The following is a 21,833-nucleotide window of genomic DNA, read 5'->3' on the forward strand; positions in this document are numbered from 1 at the left end:
CCTCCACCCCCACCGCCCGCCCTCCAGCCGCCCCGCCAGCGCCTCCAGCTCCCCCCGGGCCCGGGCCCCCAGGTCCAGCGCGAGCAGCCCGCCCGCGTCCACCGCGAGCCCCAGCTCCCCCAGCGCCTGCTCCAACTGCCGCCGCCGCGACGCCAGCGACGCCCCGCGCGCGGGCAGGGCGCGCAGCTGCTCCGCGTGGCCGGCGAAGGTGGCCAGCGCCGTTCGCAGGGCGTCGGCGCGCTCGCGCACGGGCCAGGGCGCGGCGTGCCGTTCCCTCGCCTCGTCGATGGGCGCCAGCCGCTCGTGCAGCTGCGCCTGCTGGGCCCGGTACGTCTTGCGCCGCTGGAGCACGTCCTCCAGCCGCGTCTCCCCGCCCGCGGGGAAGGCGTCCAGCGCCGGCAGCGTGGACAGCTCCGCCCGGTCGCGCGCGAGCACCGTCAGGTCGCCCAGCGCGGACTCCAGCCGCACCGCGCGGTCCAGCTCGCGCGCGGCGTCCTTCTGCGCCACCTCCAGCGCGTGGCCCTCCGCGATGCGCCCCGTCAGCCGCTCGCGCGTGGAGAAGTACAGCGCGGGCCGGTCCCCCGCCTCGCGCAGCGCCTGCTGCACGTCCTCCAGGTCCTTCATCACCCTGTTCAGCTCGGGCTTCTGCCCTCGCGGCGCGTACAGCCCTTCCGCGTCCTTGCGCAGGCGCTCCAGCGCCTCCGGCAGCCGCCGTGCGCCCTGCATGCCCGCGGCGAACAGCGCCTCGGACACGCCGCGCTGCTGCGCCAGCCGCTGGAAGGAGGACAGCTCGTCCAGGCGGAAGGCGAACACCTCGAAGAACAGGTCCCGGGGCACGTCCGCCAGCGCCTGCTCCAGCAGCGTGTGCGGCAGCTCCTGCCCCTCCGGCGTCCGCACCGTGAGCGTGCCCTCCGACGCGCGCTTGCCCACGCGGCGGCGCACCACCAGCGGGCCCGCGGCCGTGTCCAGCTCCAGCTCGCCGCCGAAGAGCGCGCCCTCGGGTTCGTAGCGCTCCGGCTGGCCGCGCTTCTCGAAGCCGAACAGCACGCCGCGCAGGAAGGCCAGCAGCGTGCTCTTGCCCGCTTCGTTCGGGCCGTACAGCAGCGTGAGCCCCGGGCCCGGCGCCCCGGAGTAGCCCAGGAAGTGCCCGAAGCCGTCCACCTGGAAGCGGTTGATGCGCAGTCCCGGCTTCATGACGTCTCCTCGTGGAGCTGCTCCACGCCGCGCTGCCCCGCCTGCGCCACCAGCTCCGGACGTGGCGCCTCCAGCGCGTCCACGCCCAGCCGCTTGAGGCGCTGGCCCAGCGTCGTCAGCTCCTCGTCGTCCCACAGCGCCGCGAGCGCCGCGTCGTCCTGGGACAGGGCCCGCGCCTCCTCCAGCAGCGTGCCCATGAAGCCGCCCCCGGCCCGCACCGCGTCCAGGTCCAGCTCCGGCCGGCTGCCGTCCCGCAGCGACTCCAGCAGCACCGGCGGGTGCGCGCGCGACAGCCGCTCCCGCAGGTCCGCCTCCAGCTGCGTCCGCGCCCCCGGCCTGGACAGCTCCCGGTGCAGCGGCCCGCGGCCGGCCAGCGTGAGGCGCACCGCGTGCCCGTCGAAGTCCTCCGCGCACCGCGCCTCCACCACCTCCGTGGCCAGCGCCTGGAGCGCGTCCAGCGACGCCACGCCCGCCAGCGGCACGTCCAGCCGGTGCCAGCGCACCCGGTCCACCGCCACGAACCGCCTGCGCGCGACGCCGTCCTCCACGTCCACCACCACGCAGCCGCGCTCGCCCGTCTCGTGGATGTGCCGCCCCTGCGGGTTGCCCGGGTACACGGCCACGCCGCCGCCGGGCAGCAGGTGCTCCGCGCGCGTGTGCACGTGGCCCAGGGCCCAGTAGTCCAGCCCGCGCGCCGCCAGGTCCGCCGCCGTGCAGGGGGCGTAGTTGGCGTGCCCCGCGTCGCCGCCCAGGTTCGCGTGCAGCAGGCCCACGCTGAAGTGCGCGCCGGTGCGGCGGTAGCGCGCGGACAGGTTCTCCCGCACCTCCACGTCCGGATAGGAGACGCCCTGCACGTGGCACAGGCGCCGGCCCTCGCGCAGCACCTCCACGTCCTCCCAGTCCGGACCGAACACCTTCACCGACGAGGGCAGCCCCAGCGTGCCGGTGTCCCCGCTGAGCGGGTCATGGTTGCCGTGGACGATGAACGTCTGGATGCCCGCGCGGTCCAGCCGGGACAGCTCCGCGCGCAAGGTCAGCCGCGCCCGCACGGAGCGGTCCTTCACGTCGAACAGGTCTCCGGCCAGCAGCAGGAACGTCACCTTCTCCCGCAGGCACACGTCCACGATGCGCGCGAGGGCCTGGAAGGTGGACTGCTGGAAGCGCTCCAGGAGGGGCCCGTGCGTGGCCACCCCCCGAAACGGTGTGTCCAGGTGCAGATCCGCGGCATGGACGAAGGAGAAGCGCATCGTGTGGGCAACGTACCCGAGTCTCCCCGCACGCCCACTTTCCCTCCCCGGAGGGTGATGCTCCGGTGGACACACGGGACGTCCTGGAGTGCCACGCAGCGTCCGACTTCGGAAACCCGCCACGTCTTCCCGGGCCCCGGGCCCCCACCGTCAAGCGTGGGAAGGGACGTGGGCCCGGCGGTCCTCCCCGCCGGCCCACGCCCCTCGTCCTTCAGGACGATGCGCTGTCGCTACCGCGTCGTCTCGTTGCCCGAGCCGCCCATGTCACCGCCCGTCCCGGTGGTGTTGTTGCCGCCGGACGTGTCCATGTCGTTGCCGGTGCCAGAGGTGCCGCCCGTGCCACTGCCGCCGGTGCTCCCGCCCGGGTCCATGCCGGTGTCGGTGCCGGTGCCGCCGGTGCTCCCGCCCGTGTCCATGCCGCTGCCGGAGCCGCCCGTGTCGTCCATCTGGCCGCCCGTGCTGCCGCCCGTGTCGTCCATCCCGGAGCCGCCGGTGCCCGCGTCCATCCCGGAGCCGCCGGTGCCCTCACCGCCAGTGCCTTCATCCATGACGGAGCCGGTGCCCGTGTCGGAGCCGGTGGCCGGCGTGGAGCCGGTGCCCTGGCTTTCGCCCGAGCCTCCCGTCCCCTCCTGGGGCGCCATGCCCTCCGAGGCCCTGTCGCGCTCCTTGCACCCGGTCAACGCCATCGTCCCCGCCACCGCGCCCACCGCCAGCCATCGCATGTAGTTCGTCATCTCAAACCTCCCTCGGATGTGACGAACCCAAGGCTGGGAGTGACGGGGCGCGGGAGCATCGTCCCGGCCGGCCGGGAGCTCCAGGTCGCTCTCCCTGGAGCCTGTCGGAGGGGGCCTCGCCGGGCCGTCCGCCACAGGGCAGGCGTCAGGCTTCGCGGCGGAGCACCAGCAGCGCGTACTCCAGGCCGCCATCCAGCAGCCCCTGCTGCAGCCACAGGTGGTCGCGCTGGGACTCCACCCGCACGGCGTTGAGCGCGGCGCGCAGGCTCCGCGCGTCCGCGGGGGCGTGCGCCATGTGCTCGTGGACGAGCAGCTCCGACGTCAGCGTCCAGAAGCCCACCGCGCGCGCGGACACGTCGTCGTGCACCTCCAGCTCCAGGCCCGCTTCCTGCGCGGCGGTGAGGAACCCGCTCACGCTGCCCAGGTGCGCGCGCCAGGCGTTCCGGGAGGGAGGCACCGCGCCGGGCCGCACCCAGAAGCAGTCCGCGAGCGCCAGCAGGCCGCCCGGCTTGAGCCAGCTTCGCGCGGCGCGCAGCCAGTCCGCGCGGGGGAGGGCGCAGGCGCTCTCCACGGCGATGATGGCGTCGAAGCACGCGCGGCCCCGCAGGTCCTCACGCGAGTACAGCCGGGCCCGCACGCGGTCGCCCATGCCCGCCTCGTGCGCGAAGGCGCGCACCTGCTCCTCGTGCGCGGGCACGTGCACCATCGCCGTCACCGACGCGCGGTGCTCCTGGGCCCAGTACAGCGCGCCGCCGCCCAGGCCGCCGCTCACGTCCATCACGTCGCCGCCGTCCGGGAAGCGGCCCATGGCGCGCGCCAGCTCCGCGAGCAGCGCCTCCTGCGAGGCCCGCAGCCGCTCGCGCAGCCCGGGCGCTGGCGTACCGGGCGGGGGCAGCCGGTCCACCAACCCCATGTGGCAGTGCACCCGGGGCCCCGGGCCGTAGCGGGCCAGTCCCCTGGCGGCCAGCGCTTCGTGATAGGCGCGCAGGTCGTTCGTGGGCACCCGCGTGCGCGCGCCGCCGCTGGCCGGAGGCGGTTCGCCGTCGTCGCTCCGGTCCGGTTCGAGCCCGGTGGCGGGCGTCTGGTGCAAGGCGCTCGAGGTCTTCATCGGTACTCCCGGGGCAGCAGGATGCGGAGCAGGGCGCCGCCGCCCGGTCCGTTGTGGCGGTGCAGCAGGCCCCCGCTGGCGCGCAGCAGGCACTCGCTGGTGTAGAGGCCCAGCCCCGTGCCCTGGGGCTTGGTCGTGTACAGCTCCTCCGCGGGCGCGGTGAGCCGCTCCGGAGGGAAGCCGGGGCCGTCGTCCTGGATTTCGACCTCCAGCCGTCCGCTGAGCCGCTCGGTGCGCGCGCGGATGAAGACCTGGGACGCCCCCTGTTCGCCATTGCCCTCGCAGGCGTTGACCACCAGGTTCTCCACCACCCGGCGCAGCGTGAGCGGCCCGCCGCGCAGGAGCGCGCGCTGGGGGCAAGGCGGCTCCAGCTCCAGCTCCACGTGGATGTCCACGTCCGGGAAGCGCAGCGCCACATGGGCCTGCACGGCCTCCAGCACGGGTCCCAGCTCCACGGCCTCCGGTTCGGTGCCCGCGAAGCGGCGGCCCTTGGCGCGCACCTCCTTCACCATCTCCTGGATCTGCCGCAGGCTGTCCTGGAGCTGGCGGGCCTGGTCCTCGAACTCGGAGCGAGCCAGGGCGCCGCGCTGCGCGGCGCCGAAGGCGGTCATCATGTCCGCCGCGCTGCCCGCGTGGAGCAGCGCCTGCTCCATGTCGTGGTGGTGGCGCAGCATCTCCGCCATGGCCTGGACGAGCTGGCCCACGTCGCGCTCCTGCTGCTCGATGAGCTGCGCGTGCACGGCGGCGCGGAGGCGCTCCGCGTCGGCGCGGGCCTGGTCGTAGCGCACGGCCAGCGCGCCCAGGTACAGCTGGGCGAAGAGGGCCGTGGGCAGCACGACGGCGAAGAGCACCGCGTGGTCGGGGCTGGCGCGCAGGGGCAGGGCACAGAGCACGCCCACGAGCGTGCCCACCGCGAGGAAGGGCTGGCGCCACGTGACGCGGTAGCGCCGGCCATGCGCCGCGGTGGTGAGGACGAGCAGCGCGCCGAACACGGTCGCCCCGGGCAGCGCCGAGAGCGCCATGAGGCTCGCGAGGAAGAAGTGGCGCAGGGCCATGGACGGCAGCCGCCACAGCCAGCCCCAGGTGGCCATCCGCTCCCTGCGCGCGTGCACCCCGGCGAAGGCCAGCCCGTTGATGACGGCGGGCAGGAAGCACGCGAACGCGGTGGAGAAGGGCACCGCGAAGAAGGTGCGCGCGCCGGGCGCCCACGCGATGACGGCGAGCAGCGCGGTGCCGGTGAGGGCGGCGCCCAGGCACACGCCCACGCGCTCGGAGGCGAGGATGCGGCCCGCGTCCTGGGCGTGCACCCAGCGGCGGAAGGCCCTGGCCAGCGCGGAGGTGGACGCGGGCGGGGTCCTCATGCGCGCGCATCCCCGGGCACACGGCCGCCGGCCCGCGACGCGGTGGCCCCTGCGCGGGGCCGGGCACGGACGTGCCCGGACGGATGGCTGCCTTCCCGATGCGGCCTCATGCTGGTCACCCCCCTGCACCAAGCACCGCCTGCTGCACCGTGAAGCAAAGGCGAACCGGACCTCCCGGTCAAACCGGAGGGCGGGGGACTGTTGCCCGGCCCGCGGCGTTACGCGCTTGGGCGCGCGTGCGGGGCGGGGTAGAGGGGGCGCCCATGCGTGACAGAATCCAGGCGGTGTTGCGGCAGCTGGCCCAGTCCTCCGAGCTGGAGGTGCGGTGGCTGCACACGTTGTCGCTGCTGGAGTTCATCGGGGCGCGGAAGATTTCGCGCACGGTGGCGGACCGGCACCCGACGCTGGAGGTGCTGGGGCACCTGGCGGACGAGACGCGCCACGCCTTCACCTTCAAGCGGCTGGCGTGTGAGGTGGCGGGCCGCGAGGACGTGACGGAGTTCCTGAGCGTGGGCGCGGCGTCCACGTGGTTCCAGTCGCTGGACCGAGAGCTGGCGACGTGGGCCATGCAGGCGACGGGACAGACGGACGTGCACCTGCACTACCTGCTCACCACGGCGGTGGTGGAGCGCCGGGCCATGGTGCTCTACCCGCTCTACAAGGCGGCGACGCGGCACGCGGTCGTGCGCGAGGAGCTGGGCCGCGTGGTGGTGGAGGAGCAGAACCACCGGCGCACCATCGAAGAGGCCTGCGAAGCGCGGCTGGCGACGGTGGGCGCGACGCTGGAGCCCGCGCTCGCGCTGGAGGCGCGCCTGTTCGAGGCGTTCCTGGGCGTGCTGGAGAAGGACGTGGCGGCGGCGCTCGAAGCGACCCGGGCGGCCTGAGGCCTCACGCGTCGTCCGGTGCGTCGTCCGGTGCGTCGTCCGGTGCGTCGTCCGGCGCCGGGCCCCCGCCCGCGCCGGGCAGCAGCACCAGCCGGGAGCCGTTCCACGAGGCCTGGAGGTTGCGGGCCCGGCGGGCGCGCTTGCGGCTCAACTCCACGCCCACCGCGTCCAGGCCCAGCGCGTTGGCCACCGCGAGCGCGGTGCCGTGGCCGCAGAAGGGATCCACCACCGTGCGCGTGCGCGTCTGCTCCAGGATGAAGCGGCACGCCACCAGGCACGCGGCCAGCCCCATGCCGCGCGTCCACGTCACCTCGCCGGCCTCCGGCAGCACGTCCGCGGTGGACTTCGCCGGGTCCGCCTTCAGCCCCCGGGAGAAGCACAGCAGGTGCGAGTACGCGGGCCGCCCGAACGTCACCGTGCCCGGCGTCCTGCGACACACCACCTTGTGCCAGAGCGTCTCGCAGCCCGCGGCCTCCGCCGCCCTGGACACCAGGTAGCCCTTGTCCACCCAGGCCCCGTCCTTCTTCACGTCGGACTGGTAGAACACCGCCACCCCGTCCTCCGGCACCCGCGACAGCACCCGCGCCGCCGCCCCCACGAACCAGTCCTTCCACTGGGGCAGCGTGAGGGAGGGGAACTCGGAGACGTCCGGCATGGACGCCACCACCGAGCACCCCTCCAGCACCGGGCGCGCGTCCAGCCACGCCAGCGCGTCCTCGCAGTACACCGTGCGCTTCGCTCCCGCCGTCCCCATCCGCGCGTCGTCCGTCATGACGCGGCGCAGTCTGCCAGAGCGCGCACCCGCTCCCACCCTTCATTCCGCCGAGCCCTACCCCCTGGGGAAGCCCGCTCCTTCCCGGAACAGGCAACCCCCGAGCATATGGACGCCCCTGCCTGGTCGTGGCTTGCTACAGTTTCCGTCTAACCCTGCTTGACCCACTCCCCCCGGAGTAAGGATTCCCCTCATGCCCACGACGATCGCGACGGATGGCACGCCACTGCATTACCGGGTGCTGGGAGATGGACCCCGCACCGTGGTGCTGGTGCATGGGTGGATGATGTCCGGCGCGGTGTGGGACGCGATGCTGGAGAAGCTGGACATGACGGGGCTCCGGATGGTGGTGCCGGACCACCGCGGCACCGGCGCGTCCGGGCGGCCCGCGTCCGGCTACTCGCTGGAGCAGTACGCGAAGGACGTGCTCGCGGTGGCGGACCACGCGGGGGCGAAGCGCTTCGCGCTGGTGGGCCACAGCATGGGCGGGCAGATCGCCAAGTGGGTGGCGTCCGAAGCGCCCGGGCGCGTGTCGGGGCTGGTGCTGCTCAACTCGGTGCCCGCGTCGGGGCTGCCGCTGCCTCCGGACGCGGCGGGCCTGTTCCGCACGTCCGCGGGAGACCGGCAGAAGCAGGCGACCATCCTGGGCCTGGCCTGCAAGCAGCTGTCGCCCGAGTCGCTGGAGGGGATGTTGAAGGACGCCGGGGGCGTGTCGAAGGAGGCCATCGAGCAGTGCTTCGACGCCTGGACGGCGGGAGGCTTCGCGGACCGGCTGGCGGCCATCACGGCGCCCACGCTGGTGGTGGCCACGGATGATCCGTTCCTGCCGCCCCTGTTCCTGAAGCAGGCGGTGGTGGCGCTCATCCAGAACGCGCGCCTGACGCACCTGCCGGGGCCGGGCCACTACCCCCAGGTGGAGCGCCCGGCGGAGACGGCGGCGTTGGTGGCGGCGTTCCTCGCGGGCAGCTCCGCCCAGGCTTGAAGCAGCATCCGCCAGTCGGTTGGAACGGGAAGCAGGAGCAAGCGTGATGGCCTGGAGCATGTCCTTCGTACACGACGCCGAGCACGACGTGGTCACGGCGAACTTCACCGACTGCATCCTCGCGTCGGACGAGGACGTGTACCGTTGGTGTCGCGAGGTGGAGGCCCAGTTCGCGAAGTTCAACGGCCGGGTGGACCTGCTCATCAACCTGGACGGGCTGGTGGTGCGCCACACCGCGGGGCGCACCTTCGGCAAGGAGCGCCGCGAGGTGCTGGAGCGCAACACGCACCGCTCGTTCCGCTACGGCGGCGATGAGATGACGCGCATGTTCATCTCCACCAGCGGCGTCATCAACGGCGCGGCGGTGAACCACTACGCCACGCGCGAGGAGGCCCTGGCCGCGCTGCTGGCGGAGCGGGACGCCCTGCGCCGGCGCGGCTTCACGCCCTTCATGTCCAACTACGGCAGCAGCAAGCTCTGAGCCTCCCGGCGCGCCTCACGCGGCGGGCCGGGGCCAGCGCTTCGTCTTGACGTATTCGCGCTTCAGCTCCGGCTTCGGGTCGGGCGCGTCCAGCGGCTCCTCCACGATTTCGAAGAGGCCGTGGTCGAAGGGCGTGCCGGGCGCGGGGGCCCTGGGCAGCAGCCGCTCCCGCACGCCTTCCGCGGCGCGGGCCTTCGCGCGGTAGTGGCAGTAGGGGTTGTTTCCCGGCCGGCCGAACAGGGCGTGCGCGGTGAAGCTGCACCCGGCCATGCACGTCTGGGCGAACGGGCACGTCCGGCAGAAGCCCCACAGGTCCTCCACCGTGCGCGTGCGCGTGAAGGCGAGCTGGGGCGCGTCGCTCCAGATGCGCTCCAGCGGCGCTTCGCGCAGGTTGCCTCCCACGTAGTGGGCGCTCTGGAGGGAGGGGCAGCCCTTCACGGCGCCGTTGGATTCGATGCCCAGCACGTACCTGCCCGCCTGACAGCCCTGCCAGTGGTCCCGCCCGTCCGCGTGCACGGAGCGCAGCCGCGCCTCCTCCGGCCCGAAGTAGCCCAGGTTGTTGCCCGGCATGACGGTGATGCGGTCCTGGCGGGCGTGCAGCTTCAGCCGGTCGATGCGCGGCATCAGGTCCACCAGGTCCCACGGTTGCAGCAGCAGGTCCGGGCGGTCCGCCGCGCGTCCCAGCGGCGCGGTGATCTGCACCTGCCACGCCCCGATGCCCTGCGTGCGCAGGTGCGCGTAGAGGCCCTCCAGGTCGCCCTGGTTGAGCCGGTTGAGGTTGGTGTTGGCGGCGGTGCGCACGCCCGCCGCCTTCAGGAAGCCGAGCGCCGCGGTCGCGGAAGCGAAGCTGCCCCGGGCCGCGCGCATGATGTCGTGCGTGGCCTCCAGCCCGTCGATGCTGACCGACGCCGCGTACAGCCCCGCCTCCGCCATCCGCGCGGCCAGCTCCGCGGTGATGCCGCGTCCCCCCGTCGTCAGGCCCGGCCGGATGCCCGCGGCCTTCAGCGCGCGGATGATGTCGAGGAAGCCGGGGTGCAGGTACGCCTCGCCGCCAATGAGCACCACCTCCCGGGAGCGCATCGCCGCCAGCTGCTTCACCACGTCCAGGGCCTCCTGCGTGCCCAGCTCCCCGGGCCGCGCGGTGCCCGCCCGCGAACCGCAGTGCGTGCAGGGTTGATCACACGCCAGCGTCAGCTCCCACACCACGTAGGCGGGGTGGTAGTCGGCACGGCCCACATCCAGGCGACGCTTCACCATGCGGCGCAGCCTAGCGGGACACCCCTGTCGGGTGCACCCGTGACATCCATGTCCTGACCGAGCGGCTTCCGGGACCGGTCTGCTGGGGACCCGCCATGGTAGGCCCTGGCACTTTGTTTGCTCTGAGCCGGCCGGCTTCAGCCCCCACTCCGACAAGGATGTCCTGCATGTCTTCGCTGTCCAGCTGCCCGTCCTGCCAGGGCTTCAATCCCGCCGCCGCCCGGGCGTGCCTCCACTGCCAGCGCCCGTTGGGCCCGGGGCGTCCTCCTCGGAGGGCTTCGTGGGTGGCCACGCTGTGGACGCTCACCGGGGCCAGCGCGACGGCGCTCACGCTCATGGCCTGCTACGGGATGCCGCCCTGCGAGGACGGGACCTTCGAGTGTGTCGAGCCGCCGGACGTGGGCAACTGCGACGTGCGGGCGGATGCGGATGGGGGTGACGCGGACGGGGGCGACGTGGACGCGGGGGACTGCGTGCCCGTGGAGACGGACGCTGGCGTGGAGATGGACGCTGGCGTGGAGGCCGACGCGGGGCCGTGAGCTACACCCCGGCGAACCACTCGTAGCCGCGGTCCTCCCAGGTGCCGCCGCTGGCCTCTGGGAGGAACCGCACGGTGGTGAGGTACTTCACCATCTTGTAGCCCAGCTTCACGGCCGAATAGAGCCGCAGGGGCGCGCCGTGGCCGGGCGTGAGCGGCTGGCCGTTCATGCCGTACGCGAGGAGCGTCTGGGCATGCAGGGCGCTGGGGGCGTCCCACGACGAGTAGTAGCCGCTGTCGAACGAGCGGAACTCCACGAAGCCCGCGCGAGGGTCGGCGCCCACGGCCCGCGCCAGGTCGCTCACGCGCACGCCGTGCCATGCCGCCACCGCGCTCCAGCCCTCCACGCAGTGGTGGCGGATCCGGTAGCCGGTGCGGGGCAGTCGCTGCAATTCCTCCAGCGAGAAGGAGCGCGGCCGGGACACGAGCCCGCCCACCTCCAGCCGCCAGCCCGCGGGGGCCACGGGCACGGTGTCGGAGATGAAGTAGTGGGGGAAGTCGCCGGGAGGCGTGAGCTGTTCGACGGGCTCTTCGGGCGCGAGCCGGGTGGGGCTGAAGAGGGCGGACTGCGCGCGCTGGTTGAAGCGCTCCATGACGCCGAGGAAGCCCTCGCGGGGGCGGCTGGAGTCACAGGCGCTGGTGGCGAGCGCGGCGGCGCCCAGCAGGACGCGACGTCGCGTGAGGACGCGGCGCCCGGACTCAGCCATGGGGCTTCCTCCCGCCGGTCACCATCGCCCCGAAGGTGCGCGGGTGCAGGGCGACGAGCACCACGTGGCCCACGGTGAAGACGGCGAGCAGCGCGAGCAGCAGCAGGTGCACCGCGCGCGCCGGGTCGTAGCCACCGAAGAGCGCGGTGAGCCAGCGGAGCTGCACGGGCTTGTAGAGGGCGAGGCCGGACAGGACGGACAGCGCGCCCAGGACGAGCGAGGACGTGTACGCCAGCCGCTGGAGCCCGTTGTAGAGGCCGACCTGCGCGGGCGCGGGGCGCAGCCGCAGGTAGTACGCGAGCGTGGCCACGGCATCGCGCGTGTCCCGGCGGGGGAGGAACAGGCGGCGGCGCCACTCGCCACTGAAGACGAGATAGAGCACGTACACGGCGCCGTTGAGGGCCAGGAACCAGCCGAAGGCGAAGTGCCAGTGCCGGGCGCCCGCGAGCCAGTCCCCCAGGCGCAGCCAGGACGGAGGCACGGCATCCTGGAAGGGATACAGCGCATACGGCCAGCCGCGAGGACCCAGGCGCGGATACGCGACGAGGATCTGCAAGCCACTGGCGGCGAGGATGGCGAGCAGCGGCACGTTGGCCCAGTGGGTGAGGCGGATGGGCCACGGCTGGGGACGGCGCTGCTCGGGCGGGCGCATGCGGTGGAGCACAGCACCGGGACGCGGTTCGCGGCGGTGCACGGCGTCAGGGGCTGCGGGGTGGAGAACGTCGTCGGCGTCCTTCGTCGGACAACGGATGGAGGGCTCGTTCGCGGGGGCGGGGCGATGGCGTCAGCGGTTCCCCCCCGCACCAGGGGATGGAAGCGAGCGAGCAGGCATGGACCGCGCCCACCCGAAGGTCGCGGACAAGTGGCGCACACTGGACGACATGCCACGCAAGCGTGCTCGGGGTCCCAGGTGAATTGGACCTGGGGGGCGACCCGGTATCGTCCCTTTCATCCCAACAGCCTTCCGAGGATGGTGCGACCATGCGACGACTCCATGCGGTGCATCTGGCGGGAGCCCTGCTGCTGACCACGTTCGGCTGCGTGCAGGAGGAGCCGGACTTCGAGGTGGCGCTGTCCGGCGGCGCGCGGCTGGTGGTCGCGCTGCCCCGCTCCCTGGCCGCGTCGAGCGTGGTGGAGGTGACGTCCACGGCGACGGCGGGTTCGGGGGCACAGGTGGCTTCGCCCCTGGTCCAGGATGAGGACCTGTGGGTCGGCTCGGTGGAGCCGGTGTCGGCGGTGGGCGAGGAGGTGGGCCTGCGCGTGGATGCCCGGGATGGTTCGGGCGCGGTGGTGGCCACGGTGACGGTGCCGACAGTGGAGCTGGCGAGCTACGGTGACGCGCTGGTGGTCGCGGTACCCCAGCCGGAGGTTGCTTCGGGAGGCGCCAGCGTGGCGCCGCGCATCGACGCGGTGGTGGCCTCCGCCGCCCAGGTGGTTCGGGGGCAGCGCGTGGAGCTGCGGGCGTGGGCGCGGGGCCAGGTGGAAGGGGAGGCGCTGCGCTACACCTGGAACTCCGCCCAAGACACGCTGGAGTGCCCGGAGGACGCCACGCTGCCCACCTGCGTCTGGACGGTCCCCGAGAACGCCACGGAGCCGGACGTGGTGCTGGGGGTGAGCGTCACGGATCCGCGAGGTGGCACCTCCGTGCTCACCTTCCGCTTCGCGTTGGACAGAAAGGGCGCCGTGGCCACACCCGAGGACGTCCGGTTCAACCGCGCCCCCGTGCTTGAGGCGGCCGTGGACGCCCAGACGGTGGGGGTGGGGGTGCCCATCCCGGTGGCGGCGAAGGCCACGGACGATGACGGGGATGCGCTGACGTACTCCTGGACCGCGACCTGCCAGGGCACCTTCGAGGGTGGCGACGCAGCCAGCGTGTCCTTCACCCCCACGGAGGAGCCCGCGGGGTGCGACTGCCAGGTGGAAGCCAGGGTGGAGGATTCCTTCGGTGGGTCGGACGCGGCGAGCATCGCGAAGCTGTGCGTGCGGCGAACCGAACCGCCGGTCATCGGGACCCCATCGCAGTCCGCCGTGAGCGCCCGTGCCGGTGAGCGCGTGACCTTCACCGCGACGGCGACGGACCCTCGGGGCGAGGCGCTGACCTTCACCTGGAAGACGAGCGCGGGCGCGGTGGGCACGGCGGTGCGGGACGGCGCGTCGAGCACGGTGGACTGGACGGAGCTGTCCTGCATGCCGACGGGCGTGACGCCCACGGTGGAGGTGACGGTGACGAACGTGTCAGGGGCGAGCGCCCGGCACACCTTCACGGTGGAGTGGGCGGACCGGCGCTGTGGCGCGCTGGCGGGCGCGTGCGCCTTCACCCTGGCGCCGGGGCAGGTGACGCTCTCCTCGGACTGCGTGACGCAGGGGCCCGTCTTCATCCCGGACGGCTTCACGTTCGACGGGGCGACGCACACGCTGACGGCGGTGGAGGACGCGGTGGCGGGTGAGCACTTCCAGGGCGCGGTGCTGCGCAACCGGGGGCCGGTGGCGAGCGTACGCAACGTGACGGTGACGGCGCGCGATTTGGCGGACGTGTGTGACGCGGACGCGGCCCGGCTGCGCGGCATCCTCCTGGAGGGCGCGAGCGGCGCGGTCGAGGACACGGTGGTTGCGGACCTGCACCAGGCGGACAATGCGAGTGGATGCCAGGAGGGCATCGCCATCGAGGTGCGCAATGACGCGAAAGGCGCTCCCTCCAGGACGATGGTGCTGCGGCGCAACCGGGTGACGGGCTACCAGAAGGGCGGCGTGGTGGTGGTGGGGAAGGTGGAGGCGACGGTGGAGGGCAACATCGTGCTGGGAGGCGGGACAGCGCCGCACATCGCGCGCAACGGCATCCAGCTCTCCTACGGCGTCTCGGGCCGGGTGGTGGACAACGCGGTGAAGGGCCACGCGTACACGGGCGGCGAAGACACCGGCGCCGGCATCCTGGTGGTGGGGGGCTCGTACTACGGCGCCGGGCGGGCGCTGTGCCACGACGTGCTCATCCAGGGCAACGAGGTGGAGGGGAACGACGTCGGCATCAACCTGATGCAGGCGGAAGGTGGCTTCAGCGCGCCCGCGACCCCCCAGAACCTCCAGGTGCTGGAGAACGAGGTGCACAATGGGGCGCTGACGAACCTGATCTACCAGGCGGGCATCTTCGACAACGGGCGTGCGAACCTCATCAGCCGAAACAAGATCAGCGGTAACGGGTACGACCCTGCCGCGCATCCGAACAAGGCATTCGATGTGAATGTGGCGACGGTGAGCGACGACCGACAGGTGGCCTTCGCCACGCCGGCACGGACGGTTGATGTGGGGACCTGCTCCGAAGCGCTGGTGGTGCAGGGGCAGGACGTCGCGGGCAACCTCGCCTCGCTGGTGGATCCGACGGTGGCGCTGGCGGCGTCGGAAGGCGGAGCGACGTTCCATCTGCAACCAGATTGCTCGGACGCGGCGGTGACGGCGGTGGGCCTCGTGGGCGCGCAGCGCGAAGCGGTCATCTACCTCAAGGCCGCGGCCCCAGGCGTGCTGACGGTCACGGTGACGGGGGATGGCGTGAGCGCGACGCAGGAGCAGACCGTCCACTGAACCAGGATGCGGACACGGGACGCCAGGTCCCGCGCCGTGCGGATCCGCCCCATGCTCCGGGTGTGCGTCGCTCGCTTCGGTGAGCGACCGGCGGTCCGGGTGCGCAGTGAGACCGCGCCGCATTTTCGCCTCGGAAGGCACGGTGCGGTACACGGGGCGCGTGCACGGACGGGCGGTCATCACCTGGGTGGGGCTCTGCCTCCTTCTTCTGCTTCCCTCCTGTTCACCGCGCGTCGTGAAGAAGGGCGCGCCCGGTGGACCGGAGGAGGTGGCCCTCGCGTACCTGGACGCGTGGGCACGCAATGATTTGGTGGCCCAGCGGCAGCTGCTCGTGCAGGTGCCCGCGGACTTCGACGCGCAGCACGCGCGGTGGAGACAGGGCCTGGGCGTCGCGGCCTCGCGCTTCGAGGGGCTCGACCTGGAGGCCCAGGACAACGGGACCGCCGTGGTCGTCTTTCGCGGCGTGCACACGCTGCGGGGGCTGGGGGACTGGGAGGTGGAGTCCCGGCTGCGCTTCGAGCGCCAGGGCTCGCGCTGGCGCCTGCGCTGGACGCCGGAGGTGTTCCATCCGGAGGCCCTCGCTGGAGACGGCTTCGGGCGCCTGCGGGCCTGGGGTCCGCGCGCCGCGCTGCTCGACGCGAGCGGAGCGCCGCTCACCGAGCCCGGAGAGGTCATCACCGTCGGGGCGTACCCGGGCCGCGTGAGGGACGGCGCCGCCGTGGCCAGCGCGCTCCAGTCGCAGCTCGGCCTGGATCCACTCCGGGTCCAGGCCGCGCTGAGGGCCGCGAACGCGCAGCCCGAGCAGTTCCTCGCGTTCATCGACGTGCGCCCGGAGCGCTACCAGCAGGTGCGCCCCGCGCTGGCGCCCGTGCCCGGCATCTTCTTCCGCAAGAAGACCGCGCGCCTCACCCCGGCGGAGGGCTTCGCCGCGCACACGCTGGGGCGGGTGGGCGAGGTGACGGCGGAGGCGCTCAAGGCGCTGGGCCATCCCTACCAGGCCGGCGACGTCGTGGGCCTGTCGGGCCTGGAGCGTGCGCAGGAGAGGACGCTGGCCGGGAGCCCGTCGGGAGAGGTGCGGCTGCTGCCCCGCTCCGGAGAGGCCGTGGTGCTGCACCGCTTCGAAGGCGCGCCAGGGACGCCCGTGCGCACCACGCTGCGAAGGGACGTGCAGGCCGCGGCGGAGGCGGCGCTCGCGGACGTCACGAGGCCGGCCGCGCTGGTCGCGGTGAACTCGGCCACGGGTGAGGTGCTGGCGGTGGCCAGCCGTCCGCTGGGTGAGGCGCTGCACCGGGCGCTGACGGGGCGCTACCCGCCGGGGTCCACGTTCAAGGTCGTGACCGCCGAAGCGCTGCTCGCCCATGGGCTCAAGCCTGACAGCCGGGTCGACTGTCCTCCGGAGGCGATCGCGGGCCGCAGGCGCTTCCGCAACTTCGAGGCGGAGGCCTTCGGTCAGACGACCTTCCGGCAGGTGTTCGCGCTGTCGTGCAACACCGCGTTCATCCAGCTCTCCGCGCGGCTGGGCCGCGACGCGCTGGAGGACGCGGCCCGGCGCTTCGGCTTCGGGGTGCGCTACGACGTGGGCCTGCCCTCGCCAGGAGCCTCCTTTCCGGCGCCTGGGGGCGCCGAGGACCGGGCTGCGGCCTCCATGGGCCAGGGGCGTGTGCTGGCCACCCCGCTGCACATGGCCACCGTCGCGGCGGCGGTGGACACCGGCGTCTGGCACGCACCGCGCCTGCTGGCGGACGCGGACGCAGGCCCGGAGGCCCGGTTGAGCGCGGGCACGCCGGAGGCGCTCCGGAGCCTCATGCGCGCGGTGGTGACGGAGGGCTCCGCGAAGTCCGCCGCGAGCTTCCAGGGGCTCATGGGCAAGACGGGGACCGCGGAGTTCGGCACGGCGCTGCCGCCGGAGACCCACGCCTGGTTCATCGGCCTGCGCGGGGGCATGGGCTTCGTGGTGTTCGTGGAGGGCGGCGGCGTGGGGGGCCGCGTCGCCGTCCCCATCGCCGCGCGCTTCCTCCAGACACTGGACGCGTCGGCGCGGTAGGCGCGGAGTCGGACGAAGGGGCCGGCCGAGCTGTATTCGGAAGTCAGCACAACCCTGGCGCCGAAATGACTCCACGGGCCTGGTGTTGGACAGCGGTTCAATGGCCGTGCTGGAGATGGTCGCTCCTACAGCCGAAGCAGCGTGCCGGACCCCTGGAGCGGGTCAAGGCGCTGCACGTCCACCGATCTCCGGGAACCGCTCATAGGCCCGCAGCAGCGCGTCCAGGTGGGCTGGGTTGTCCAGGTCGAGCGGCGCGTCGGTGAGCTGCACGACCCACCCGCCCGTCGCCGTGCGCCGTGTCCGTGAAAGAAGCTCGGCGTCACGGGCTGGGTCCGGGAACCCGATGGCCTGCGCGGCAGCGGTCGACCAGTAGTTCAGCCACCCCAGGCGATGTGGGATCTCCGGCGAGCGGATCTTCTCCGGGAGCTTCAGCGATGGCAGCCCTCGGGGCGGAGGTTGCGGATTCGCCGCCCAGTTCTTTGTCTGACGCGCGATGTCCACCCCCGCGCTCGACGGCGTCGCGTGCCCCCACGATGCGCGTGCGCTCTCCGCCACGGCCTCCAACACATCCGCTGCCACCGCGACTCCTGCTGCGTCAGGTGGCAGCTGCGCATGGACCTCGAATTGTGCCTGACCACCGGGCGAACTGTCCGCTGGTAGCTCCAAGCCGGAAATCATCACGGGGTAGCTCTCGTCACCATTGCACACGAGAGGGAACCCACCGTCCTGGGGCCCTTCCGCGAGCCACGCGTCACGTTGTGGCAATGCGATGGGACGCCCGTCTTCGGCGACCCTCCAATCCAGGCGCAGGCCAGGGAACGCACGCTCCATTCCATGAACCACCGCCACAGGGCGGCTGTCGTCGCCCACGAGCGCAGGGGCGTATACGATGAGGGTCACTTTTCGCTTGGCTGTCATCTCAGCACCAGTCCATGACAACGATGAGATCCCTGAGGTCCGGGGCTTCTTCTCCCAGCGCTTCCTGATGCGCTTCGCTGCGCACACCGACCCGGAAATCAAATCCACAGGCCCGCGCGAGCGCGCGCTCGCTTCGCAGCTTCGCCACCTGATCCCTGATCACCCGACCCTTGAGAAAGTCACTGTACGTATCAAAGTTGTCGGTCTTGACCTCCCACAGCGTGCGTGTGGCCAGTTGCAGCGCGTCGAAGTTCTTCCCGTTCACGAACACATCCCATCCGGGGAAACTGTTGTTCGGAACCTTGTCGGCACAAATGTTGTGCGGGTCATTGCCACCACGGTGATTCACCCGTTGAGGCTTGCACTCTGGACGGCGCTCTCGCTCCAGCGGCTCGGTCGGCACAGGAGGGAACCAATCCTGTCCTGAGGGCTCCGGCTTCAGCTCGGGCTTGCGTTGCGCGTCAGCTTCCCGGGATGACACCTTCGTTCCTTGTAGGGACCCTGCTTCCTCAGGGGAGGCGTGGCGGAGTTCAGATGCATCCAGCGCGCCCTTGATGGCTACGCCCACCACCACCACGCCAACGACAACCACCGCGCCCACGATGATCTCCGGCGCCGCCAAAGCACAGAGGCCGACTCCCAAGGCCGCCGCGCCCGCCGACGCAACGGCACATCGTCCCGTCCGGTCGTTGAACCGGACCCGATCATGGTCGAGGGCCGCGATGCAGCGCTCCGCTAGCACGGGCCAAGGCTGGGAAGCTTCACGGACAGCGCAGCGTCCCCCGTCCTTCCAAGGCAGCGTCGCCGCCCGCTCCAGGTTGGCGATCCTCGGACTCCGGGGCACGCGCTCTCCTGGGTTCGGTGCCGACGTAGCGCACGCGGCGAGGATGAGCAGGAGCGCGGCGCAGGCGCGGAGTCGCATGGTCACGTCTTTTCAGTCGCTCCAGCGAGCGATGGGAACAGGGCTGGCCGCTTGTGGAGTATGCCAGCAACCCCTTGAGACGGGTCACGGATGCCATTGAAGTCTTCAAGCTGAACGTGGAGGTGTTCCCGAAGAGCGGGAACCTCTACGACAGCCTGGGCGAGGCGTACCTGGCCCACGGGGACACGGAGCAGGCCCGGGTGAGCTACCGCAAGGCGCTGGAGCTGGAGCCGAATATGCCGAGCGCGGTGGAGGCGCTCAAGAAGCTGGGAGCGCCCGCGACGAAGGTCGTTCCCTGAACGACAGCGGGAAGGGGAGGGCTCCGCGCCTCGCGGCGTTCTGCTAGGTGAAGGCCGGCTGTCCCCTCCTTCCCGAGGTCCAGAATGAAGCTCTATTTCAATCCGCAAAGCCGCGCGGTGATCGCCAAGTGGATGCTCGACGAGGCCGGTGCCGAGTACGAGCTGGTCCTCATCGACTTCGAGAAGAAGGAGAACAAGGCGCCGGACTTCCTGAAGATCAACCCGGCCGGCAAGCTGCCCGCGCTGGTGGACGGACCTGCCCGCCTGTTCGAGAACGCCGCCATCTGCCTGTACGTGGCGGACAAGTACCCGCAGGCGAAGCTCGCGCCGAAGCTGGATGCGCCGGAGCGGGGCCGCTACCTGTCACTGGTGGTGTACTCGACGTCCCAGCTCGAGCCGTCGATGGCCGACCACATGACGAAGACCCCGACGCTGCCGGCGCGCGGCTGGACGTCCTACCCGGAGACCCTGGACGCCATGGAGCGGGAGCTGGGTGACGGGCCCTACCTGTTCGGCGACTGGTTCACCGCCGCCGACGTGATGATCGGCTCCATGTTCTGCTACCAGCGCATGTTCGGGGGCAAGACGGACCGCCCGAAGCTCGACGCCTACGTGGACCGGCTCCTGGCCCGTCCCAAGGGCATGAAGCTGCGCTGAACCCGCGGCAGGCCTTGAGGCTTTTTTCCCGGAGGGGTGAGGGGAAAAAAGGGGTCACTCCGTTGGGAAGGGACAGGCGCGAAACCGCGCCCCCCTTTCCAAGGAGCAGCACCCATGTCCCGACGCCTCCGCTCCGTCGCCCGCCTCACCACAGCGGCCCTCGCCACCGTCAGCGACGCGCGGGTGATCGCCTGGGACGCGAACCTTCCGTAGGCGCGGGAAGTCCCCCTGGAGCACTGCCTCCGGGGGAGGGAACGCCTGCTCCCGCCTTGCTGCCCGGGATGGTTTCAACGACCATCGACGCCCTTTCTTTCCCGAGGGGAGGCATCTTGGAGCTGCGACACGGCCACGCCGCGGGTGCCTCGCCGGACGCCGGACTCGAAACGCTGCGGCGCGACCTGGAGAAGGCCCTGGCCAGCGTCTGCCCACCGTCCCTCGCGGACCGGCGGGATGACCTGCTGCAGGTGGCGATGATGCGGGTGGTGGAGCTGCGCAAGCGGGACCCGGGACACGCGGCCCTCTCGGCCGCGTACCTGTACCGGGTGGCCTACACGGCGCTCATCGACGAGCTGCGCCGGGTGAATGCACGCAAGGAGGTGGCGCTGGAGGAGCTGGAGCTGGCGCCCGCGCAGCCGGTGGCGCCGGGAGACCCGGAGCGCTCGGCCGGCGCCGCGCAGATTGCCCGGGCCGTGCGCGACTGCCTCCAGGGCTTGGTGCAGGACCGCCGCCTCGCGGTGACGCTGCACCTGCAAGGACACACCCTCTCCGAGGCCGCGGAGCTGCTGGGCTGGGAGAGCAAGCGCACCGAAAACCTCATCTACCGCGGACTCAGCGCCCTGCGCGCCTGCCTCTCCATGAAGGGAATCGCGCCGTGAGTGAACGCCGCCCCGAGGATGACTCCATCGACGCCGCGGGAGTGGAGCGGCTGCGGACGGCGCTGCGCGACGACGACGCGCGGGCCGGGGAGCCGGTGGACGCGGACCTCGTCTGGCGCGCGGTGACGCAGGAGCTTCCGGCGGAGGAGCGCCGGGCGGTCATCGAACGGGTCGCGGCGGATCCCGCGTGGGCCCAGGCCTGGCGCCTGGCGAAGGCGATGTCGCAGGCGGCGTCGCAGGCGGACGCCCCGGCGAAGGTGGTGTCGCTGAAGGACCGGCGCGAGCAGGGCCAGCGCTTCTGGCAGGGCCGCCCCGCGTGGGGCGCGCTGGCGGCGATGGTGGTGGTGCTGGCGGGCACGGTGGTGGTGCTGCGGCAGCAACAGCGGACGGGGGACCCGGAGCGGATCCGGGGCGGCGCCACGGAGGCCATCACGTCGGAGGTGCCGGAGGCCGCCGCGCTTCCCCGCGAGCGCTTCGTGCTGCGTTGGGGTGGGGTGCCCCAGGCGACGCTCTGGAGCGTGCAGGTGTCGTCGGAGGACCTGAAGCTGTTCCACCGCGCGGAGCGGCTGGAGCAGCGGGAGTACACCGTGCCGGCGTCGGTGCTGGCGGAGCTGCCCTCGGGAACGCGGGTGCTCTGGCAGGTCGAGGCGCGGTTGCCGGATGGAAGCGTCCGGCGTGGCAGCACGTTCGTGAACCTGTTGCAGTGAGCGCGCTGCAGGGGCCGCGCGCGTTGGGGTGGGGCATGCAAGGACAGACAAAGGGGGATGTGATGACGGCATTCAATGCAGGCAGGGGATGGGTGCGCGCGCTGGCGGTCACGGCGCTGCTCTGGGGTGTCACGGCGGCGGCGCAGGCCACGCCCCAGGTCACGGTGATGACGACGGTGCCGGTGACGGGGACGGCCATGGACCAGGTGGTGGCCTCGGTCGTGGACACGGGCGTGCACCGGGGCGGCACGTTGACGGTGACGTTGCGCATCCTGGCGGCGAGTGGCGCCGTGCTCGCGCAGGTCACCGGCCCGGTGTCGGAGGGTGCCCCCCTTCGCCTGAGCGCGCGGGCCCCCTCGGCCGCGGGGGTTCGCGCCCAGCTCGTCCTGCCCATGAACAGGGATCCGCTGGGCGTTGGCTTCCTCGTGCTCGAACGGTGGGACCCGCCCTCGCCGCCCGTGGAGCCCCCCATCGCCTGCAGGATTCCAAGGACCGGAGACCCCATTGGAGGCACGAGTGAGCCCACCACCGGGGAACCGTTCAAGTGCGTGATGGAGATCCGGGCCCCCTGAC

General features: G+C 72.4%; 22 protein-coding genes. 11 read left to right on the plus strand and 11 right to left on the minus strand.

Annotation, left to right across the window (positions count from 1 at the left end; genetic code table 11):
- The 5 genes from OV207_RS34955 to OV207_RS34975 form a co-directional block, all read right to left on the minus strand.
- A partial coding sequence (locus tag OV207_RS34955; protein WP_267559449.1) for an ATP-binding protein occupies positions 1-1,194 on the minus strand: 1,194 nt, incomplete at its 3' end.
- Positions 1,191-2,441 (minus strand): metallophosphoesterase family protein, encoded by a 1,251-nt coding sequence (locus OV207_RS34960; protein WP_193429522.1) that lies wholly within the window; start codon positions 2,439-2,441, stop codon positions 1,191-1,193. The genes OV207_RS34955 and OV207_RS34960, both read right to left, overlap by 4 nt.
- Before the next feature lie 230 nt (positions 2,442-2,671).
- Positions 2,672-3,175 (minus strand): hypothetical protein, encoded by a 504-nt coding sequence (locus OV207_RS34965; RefSeq protein WP_267559450.1) that lies wholly within the window; start codon positions 3,173-3,175, stop codon positions 2,672-2,674.
- 145 nt (positions 3,176-3,320) lie between these two features.
- Positions 3,321-4,283 (minus strand): SAM-dependent methyltransferase, encoded by a 963-nt coding sequence (locus tag OV207_RS34970; RefSeq protein ID WP_267559451.1) that lies wholly within the window; start codon positions 4,281-4,283, stop codon positions 3,321-3,323.
- Positions 4,280-5,644, minus strand: a complete 1,365-nt coding sequence (locus OV207_RS34975) for a sensor histidine kinase (RefSeq protein WP_267559452.1) — start codon at positions 5,642-5,644, stop codon at positions 4,280-4,282. Before OV207_RS34975 ends, OV207_RS34970 begins: the two co-directional genes overlap by 4 nt.
- Positions 5,645-5,907: 263 nt before the next feature.
- Between OV207_RS34975 and OV207_RS34980 the strand changes: the two genes are divergently transcribed.
- Positions 5,908-6,528, plus strand: a complete 621-nt coding sequence (locus tag OV207_RS34980; protein WP_267559454.1) for a hypothetical protein — start codon at positions 5,908-5,910, stop codon at positions 6,526-6,528.
- A gap of 4 nt (positions 6,529-6,532) precedes the next feature.
- Here OV207_RS34980 and OV207_RS34985 read toward each other — a convergent pair whose 3' ends face one another.
- Complete coding sequence (locus OV207_RS34985; protein WP_267559456.1) at positions 6,533-7,300, minus strand: SAM-dependent methyltransferase; 768 nt, start codon at positions 7,298-7,300, stop codon at positions 6,533-6,535.
- Between the two features lie 193 nt (positions 7,301-7,493).
- Here OV207_RS34985 and OV207_RS34990 point away from each other — a divergent pair, with 193 nt between their 5' ends.
- Positions 7,494-8,282 carry an alpha/beta fold hydrolase gene (locus OV207_RS34990; protein ID WP_267559457.1) on the plus strand — a complete coding sequence of 263 codons (789 nt, stop codon included), beginning with the start codon at positions 7,494-7,496 and terminating at the stop codon, positions 8,280-8,282.
- 58 nt (positions 8,283-8,340) lie between these two features.
- On the plus strand, positions 8,341-8,763 hold the full coding sequence (locus tag OV207_RS34995) for a hypothetical protein (protein WP_267559458.1): 423 nt from the start codon (positions 8,341-8,343) through the stop codon (positions 8,761-8,763).
- Between the two features lie 15 nt (positions 8,764-8,778).
- On the opposite strand, the gene OV207_RS35000 is transcribed toward OV207_RS34995, so the two are convergent.
- A complete protein-coding gene (locus OV207_RS35000; protein WP_267559460.1) occupies positions 8,779-10,020 on the minus strand; it encodes a radical SAM/SPASM domain-containing protein in 1,242 nt (413 codons plus the stop codon).
- Between the two features lie 167 nt (positions 10,021-10,187).
- Here OV207_RS35000 and OV207_RS35005 point away from each other — a divergent pair, with 167 nt between their 5' ends.
- The gene (locus OV207_RS35005; RefSeq protein WP_267559461.1) at positions 10,188-10,559 is read left to right on the plus strand and encodes a hypothetical protein; all 372 of its coding nucleotides are present in this window, start codon (positions 10,188-10,190) and stop codon (positions 10,557-10,559) included.
- Position 10,560: 1 nt separating this feature from the next.
- Here OV207_RS35005 and OV207_RS35010 read toward each other — a convergent pair whose 3' ends face one another.
- Both OV207_RS35010 and OV207_RS35015 read right to left on the minus strand, forming a co-directional pair.
- Complete coding sequence (locus OV207_RS35010; RefSeq protein WP_267559463.1) at positions 10,561-11,265, minus strand: molybdopterin-dependent oxidoreductase; 705 nt, start codon at positions 11,263-11,265, stop codon at positions 10,561-10,563.
- A complete protein-coding gene (locus OV207_RS35015) occupies positions 11,258-11,917 on the minus strand; it encodes a cytochrome b/b6 domain-containing protein (RefSeq protein WP_267559464.1) in 660 nt (219 codons plus the stop codon). The genes OV207_RS35010 and OV207_RS35015 overlap by 8 nt, the downstream gene beginning before the upstream one ends.
- Positions 11,918-12,246: 329 nt before the next feature.
- Here OV207_RS35015 and OV207_RS35020 point away from each other — a divergent pair, with 329 nt between their 5' ends.
- Positions 12,247-14,838 (plus strand): Ig-like domain-containing protein, encoded by a 2,592-nt coding sequence (locus OV207_RS35020; protein ID WP_267559465.1) that lies wholly within the window; start codon positions 12,247-12,249, stop codon positions 14,836-14,838.
- 142 nt (positions 14,839-14,980) lie between these two features.
- Complete coding sequence (locus tag OV207_RS35025) at positions 14,981-16,882, plus strand: penicillin-binding transpeptidase domain-containing protein (RefSeq protein WP_267559466.1); 1,902 nt, start codon at positions 14,981-14,983, stop codon at positions 16,880-16,882.
- 162 nt (positions 16,883-17,044) lie between these two features.
- Here the strand turns inward: OV207_RS35025 and OV207_RS35030 are convergent, their stop codons facing one another.
- Complete coding sequence (locus OV207_RS35030; RefSeq protein WP_267559467.1) at positions 17,045-17,800, minus strand: DUF5953 family protein; 756 nt, start codon at positions 17,798-17,800, stop codon at positions 17,045-17,047.
- Between the two features lies 1 nt (position 17,801).
- Entirely contained in the window at positions 17,802-18,542 is a 741-nt protein-coding gene (locus tag OV207_RS35035) for a DUF6310 domain-containing protein (RefSeq protein WP_420715286.1), read from the minus strand.
- A 254-nt stretch (positions 18,543-18,796) separates the two neighbouring features.
- Between OV207_RS35035 and OV207_RS35040 the strand changes: the two genes are divergently transcribed.
- The 5 genes from OV207_RS35040 (at position 18,797) to OV207_RS35060 (ending at position 21,832) form a co-directional block, all read left to right on the plus strand.
- The gene (locus OV207_RS35040) at positions 18,797-19,021 is read left to right on the plus strand and encodes a tetratricopeptide repeat protein (protein ID WP_324291594.1); all 225 of its coding nucleotides are present in this window, start codon (positions 18,797-18,799) and stop codon (positions 19,019-19,021) included.
- 84 nt (positions 19,022-19,105) lie between these two features.
- Positions 19,106-19,678 (plus strand): glutathione S-transferase family protein, encoded by a 573-nt coding sequence (locus OV207_RS35045; RefSeq protein WP_193349997.1) that lies wholly within the window; start codon positions 19,106-19,108, stop codon positions 19,676-19,678.
- 329 nt (positions 19,679-20,007) lie between these two features.
- Entirely contained in the window at positions 20,008-20,553 is a 546-nt protein-coding gene (locus tag OV207_RS35050) for an RNA polymerase sigma factor (protein WP_227027452.1), read from the plus strand.
- Positions 20,550-21,260 (plus strand): hypothetical protein, encoded by a 711-nt coding sequence (locus OV207_RS35055; protein ID WP_267559469.1) that lies wholly within the window; start codon positions 20,550-20,552, stop codon positions 21,258-21,260. The genes OV207_RS35050 and OV207_RS35055 overlap by 4 nt, the downstream gene beginning before the upstream one ends.
- 62 nt (positions 21,261-21,322) lie before the next feature.
- The gene (locus OV207_RS35060) at positions 21,323-21,832 is read left to right on the plus strand and encodes a hypothetical protein (RefSeq protein ID WP_267559470.1); all 510 of its coding nucleotides are present in this window, start codon (positions 21,323-21,325) and stop codon (positions 21,830-21,832) included.
- Position 21,833: the final 1 nt, after the last annotated feature.

It is taken from the genome of Corallococcus sp. BB11-1 (assembly GCF_026626625.1).
In the GTDB taxonomy this organism is placed as follows: domain Bacteria; phylum Myxococcota; class Myxococcia; order Myxococcales; family Myxococcaceae; genus Corallococcus; species Corallococcus soli.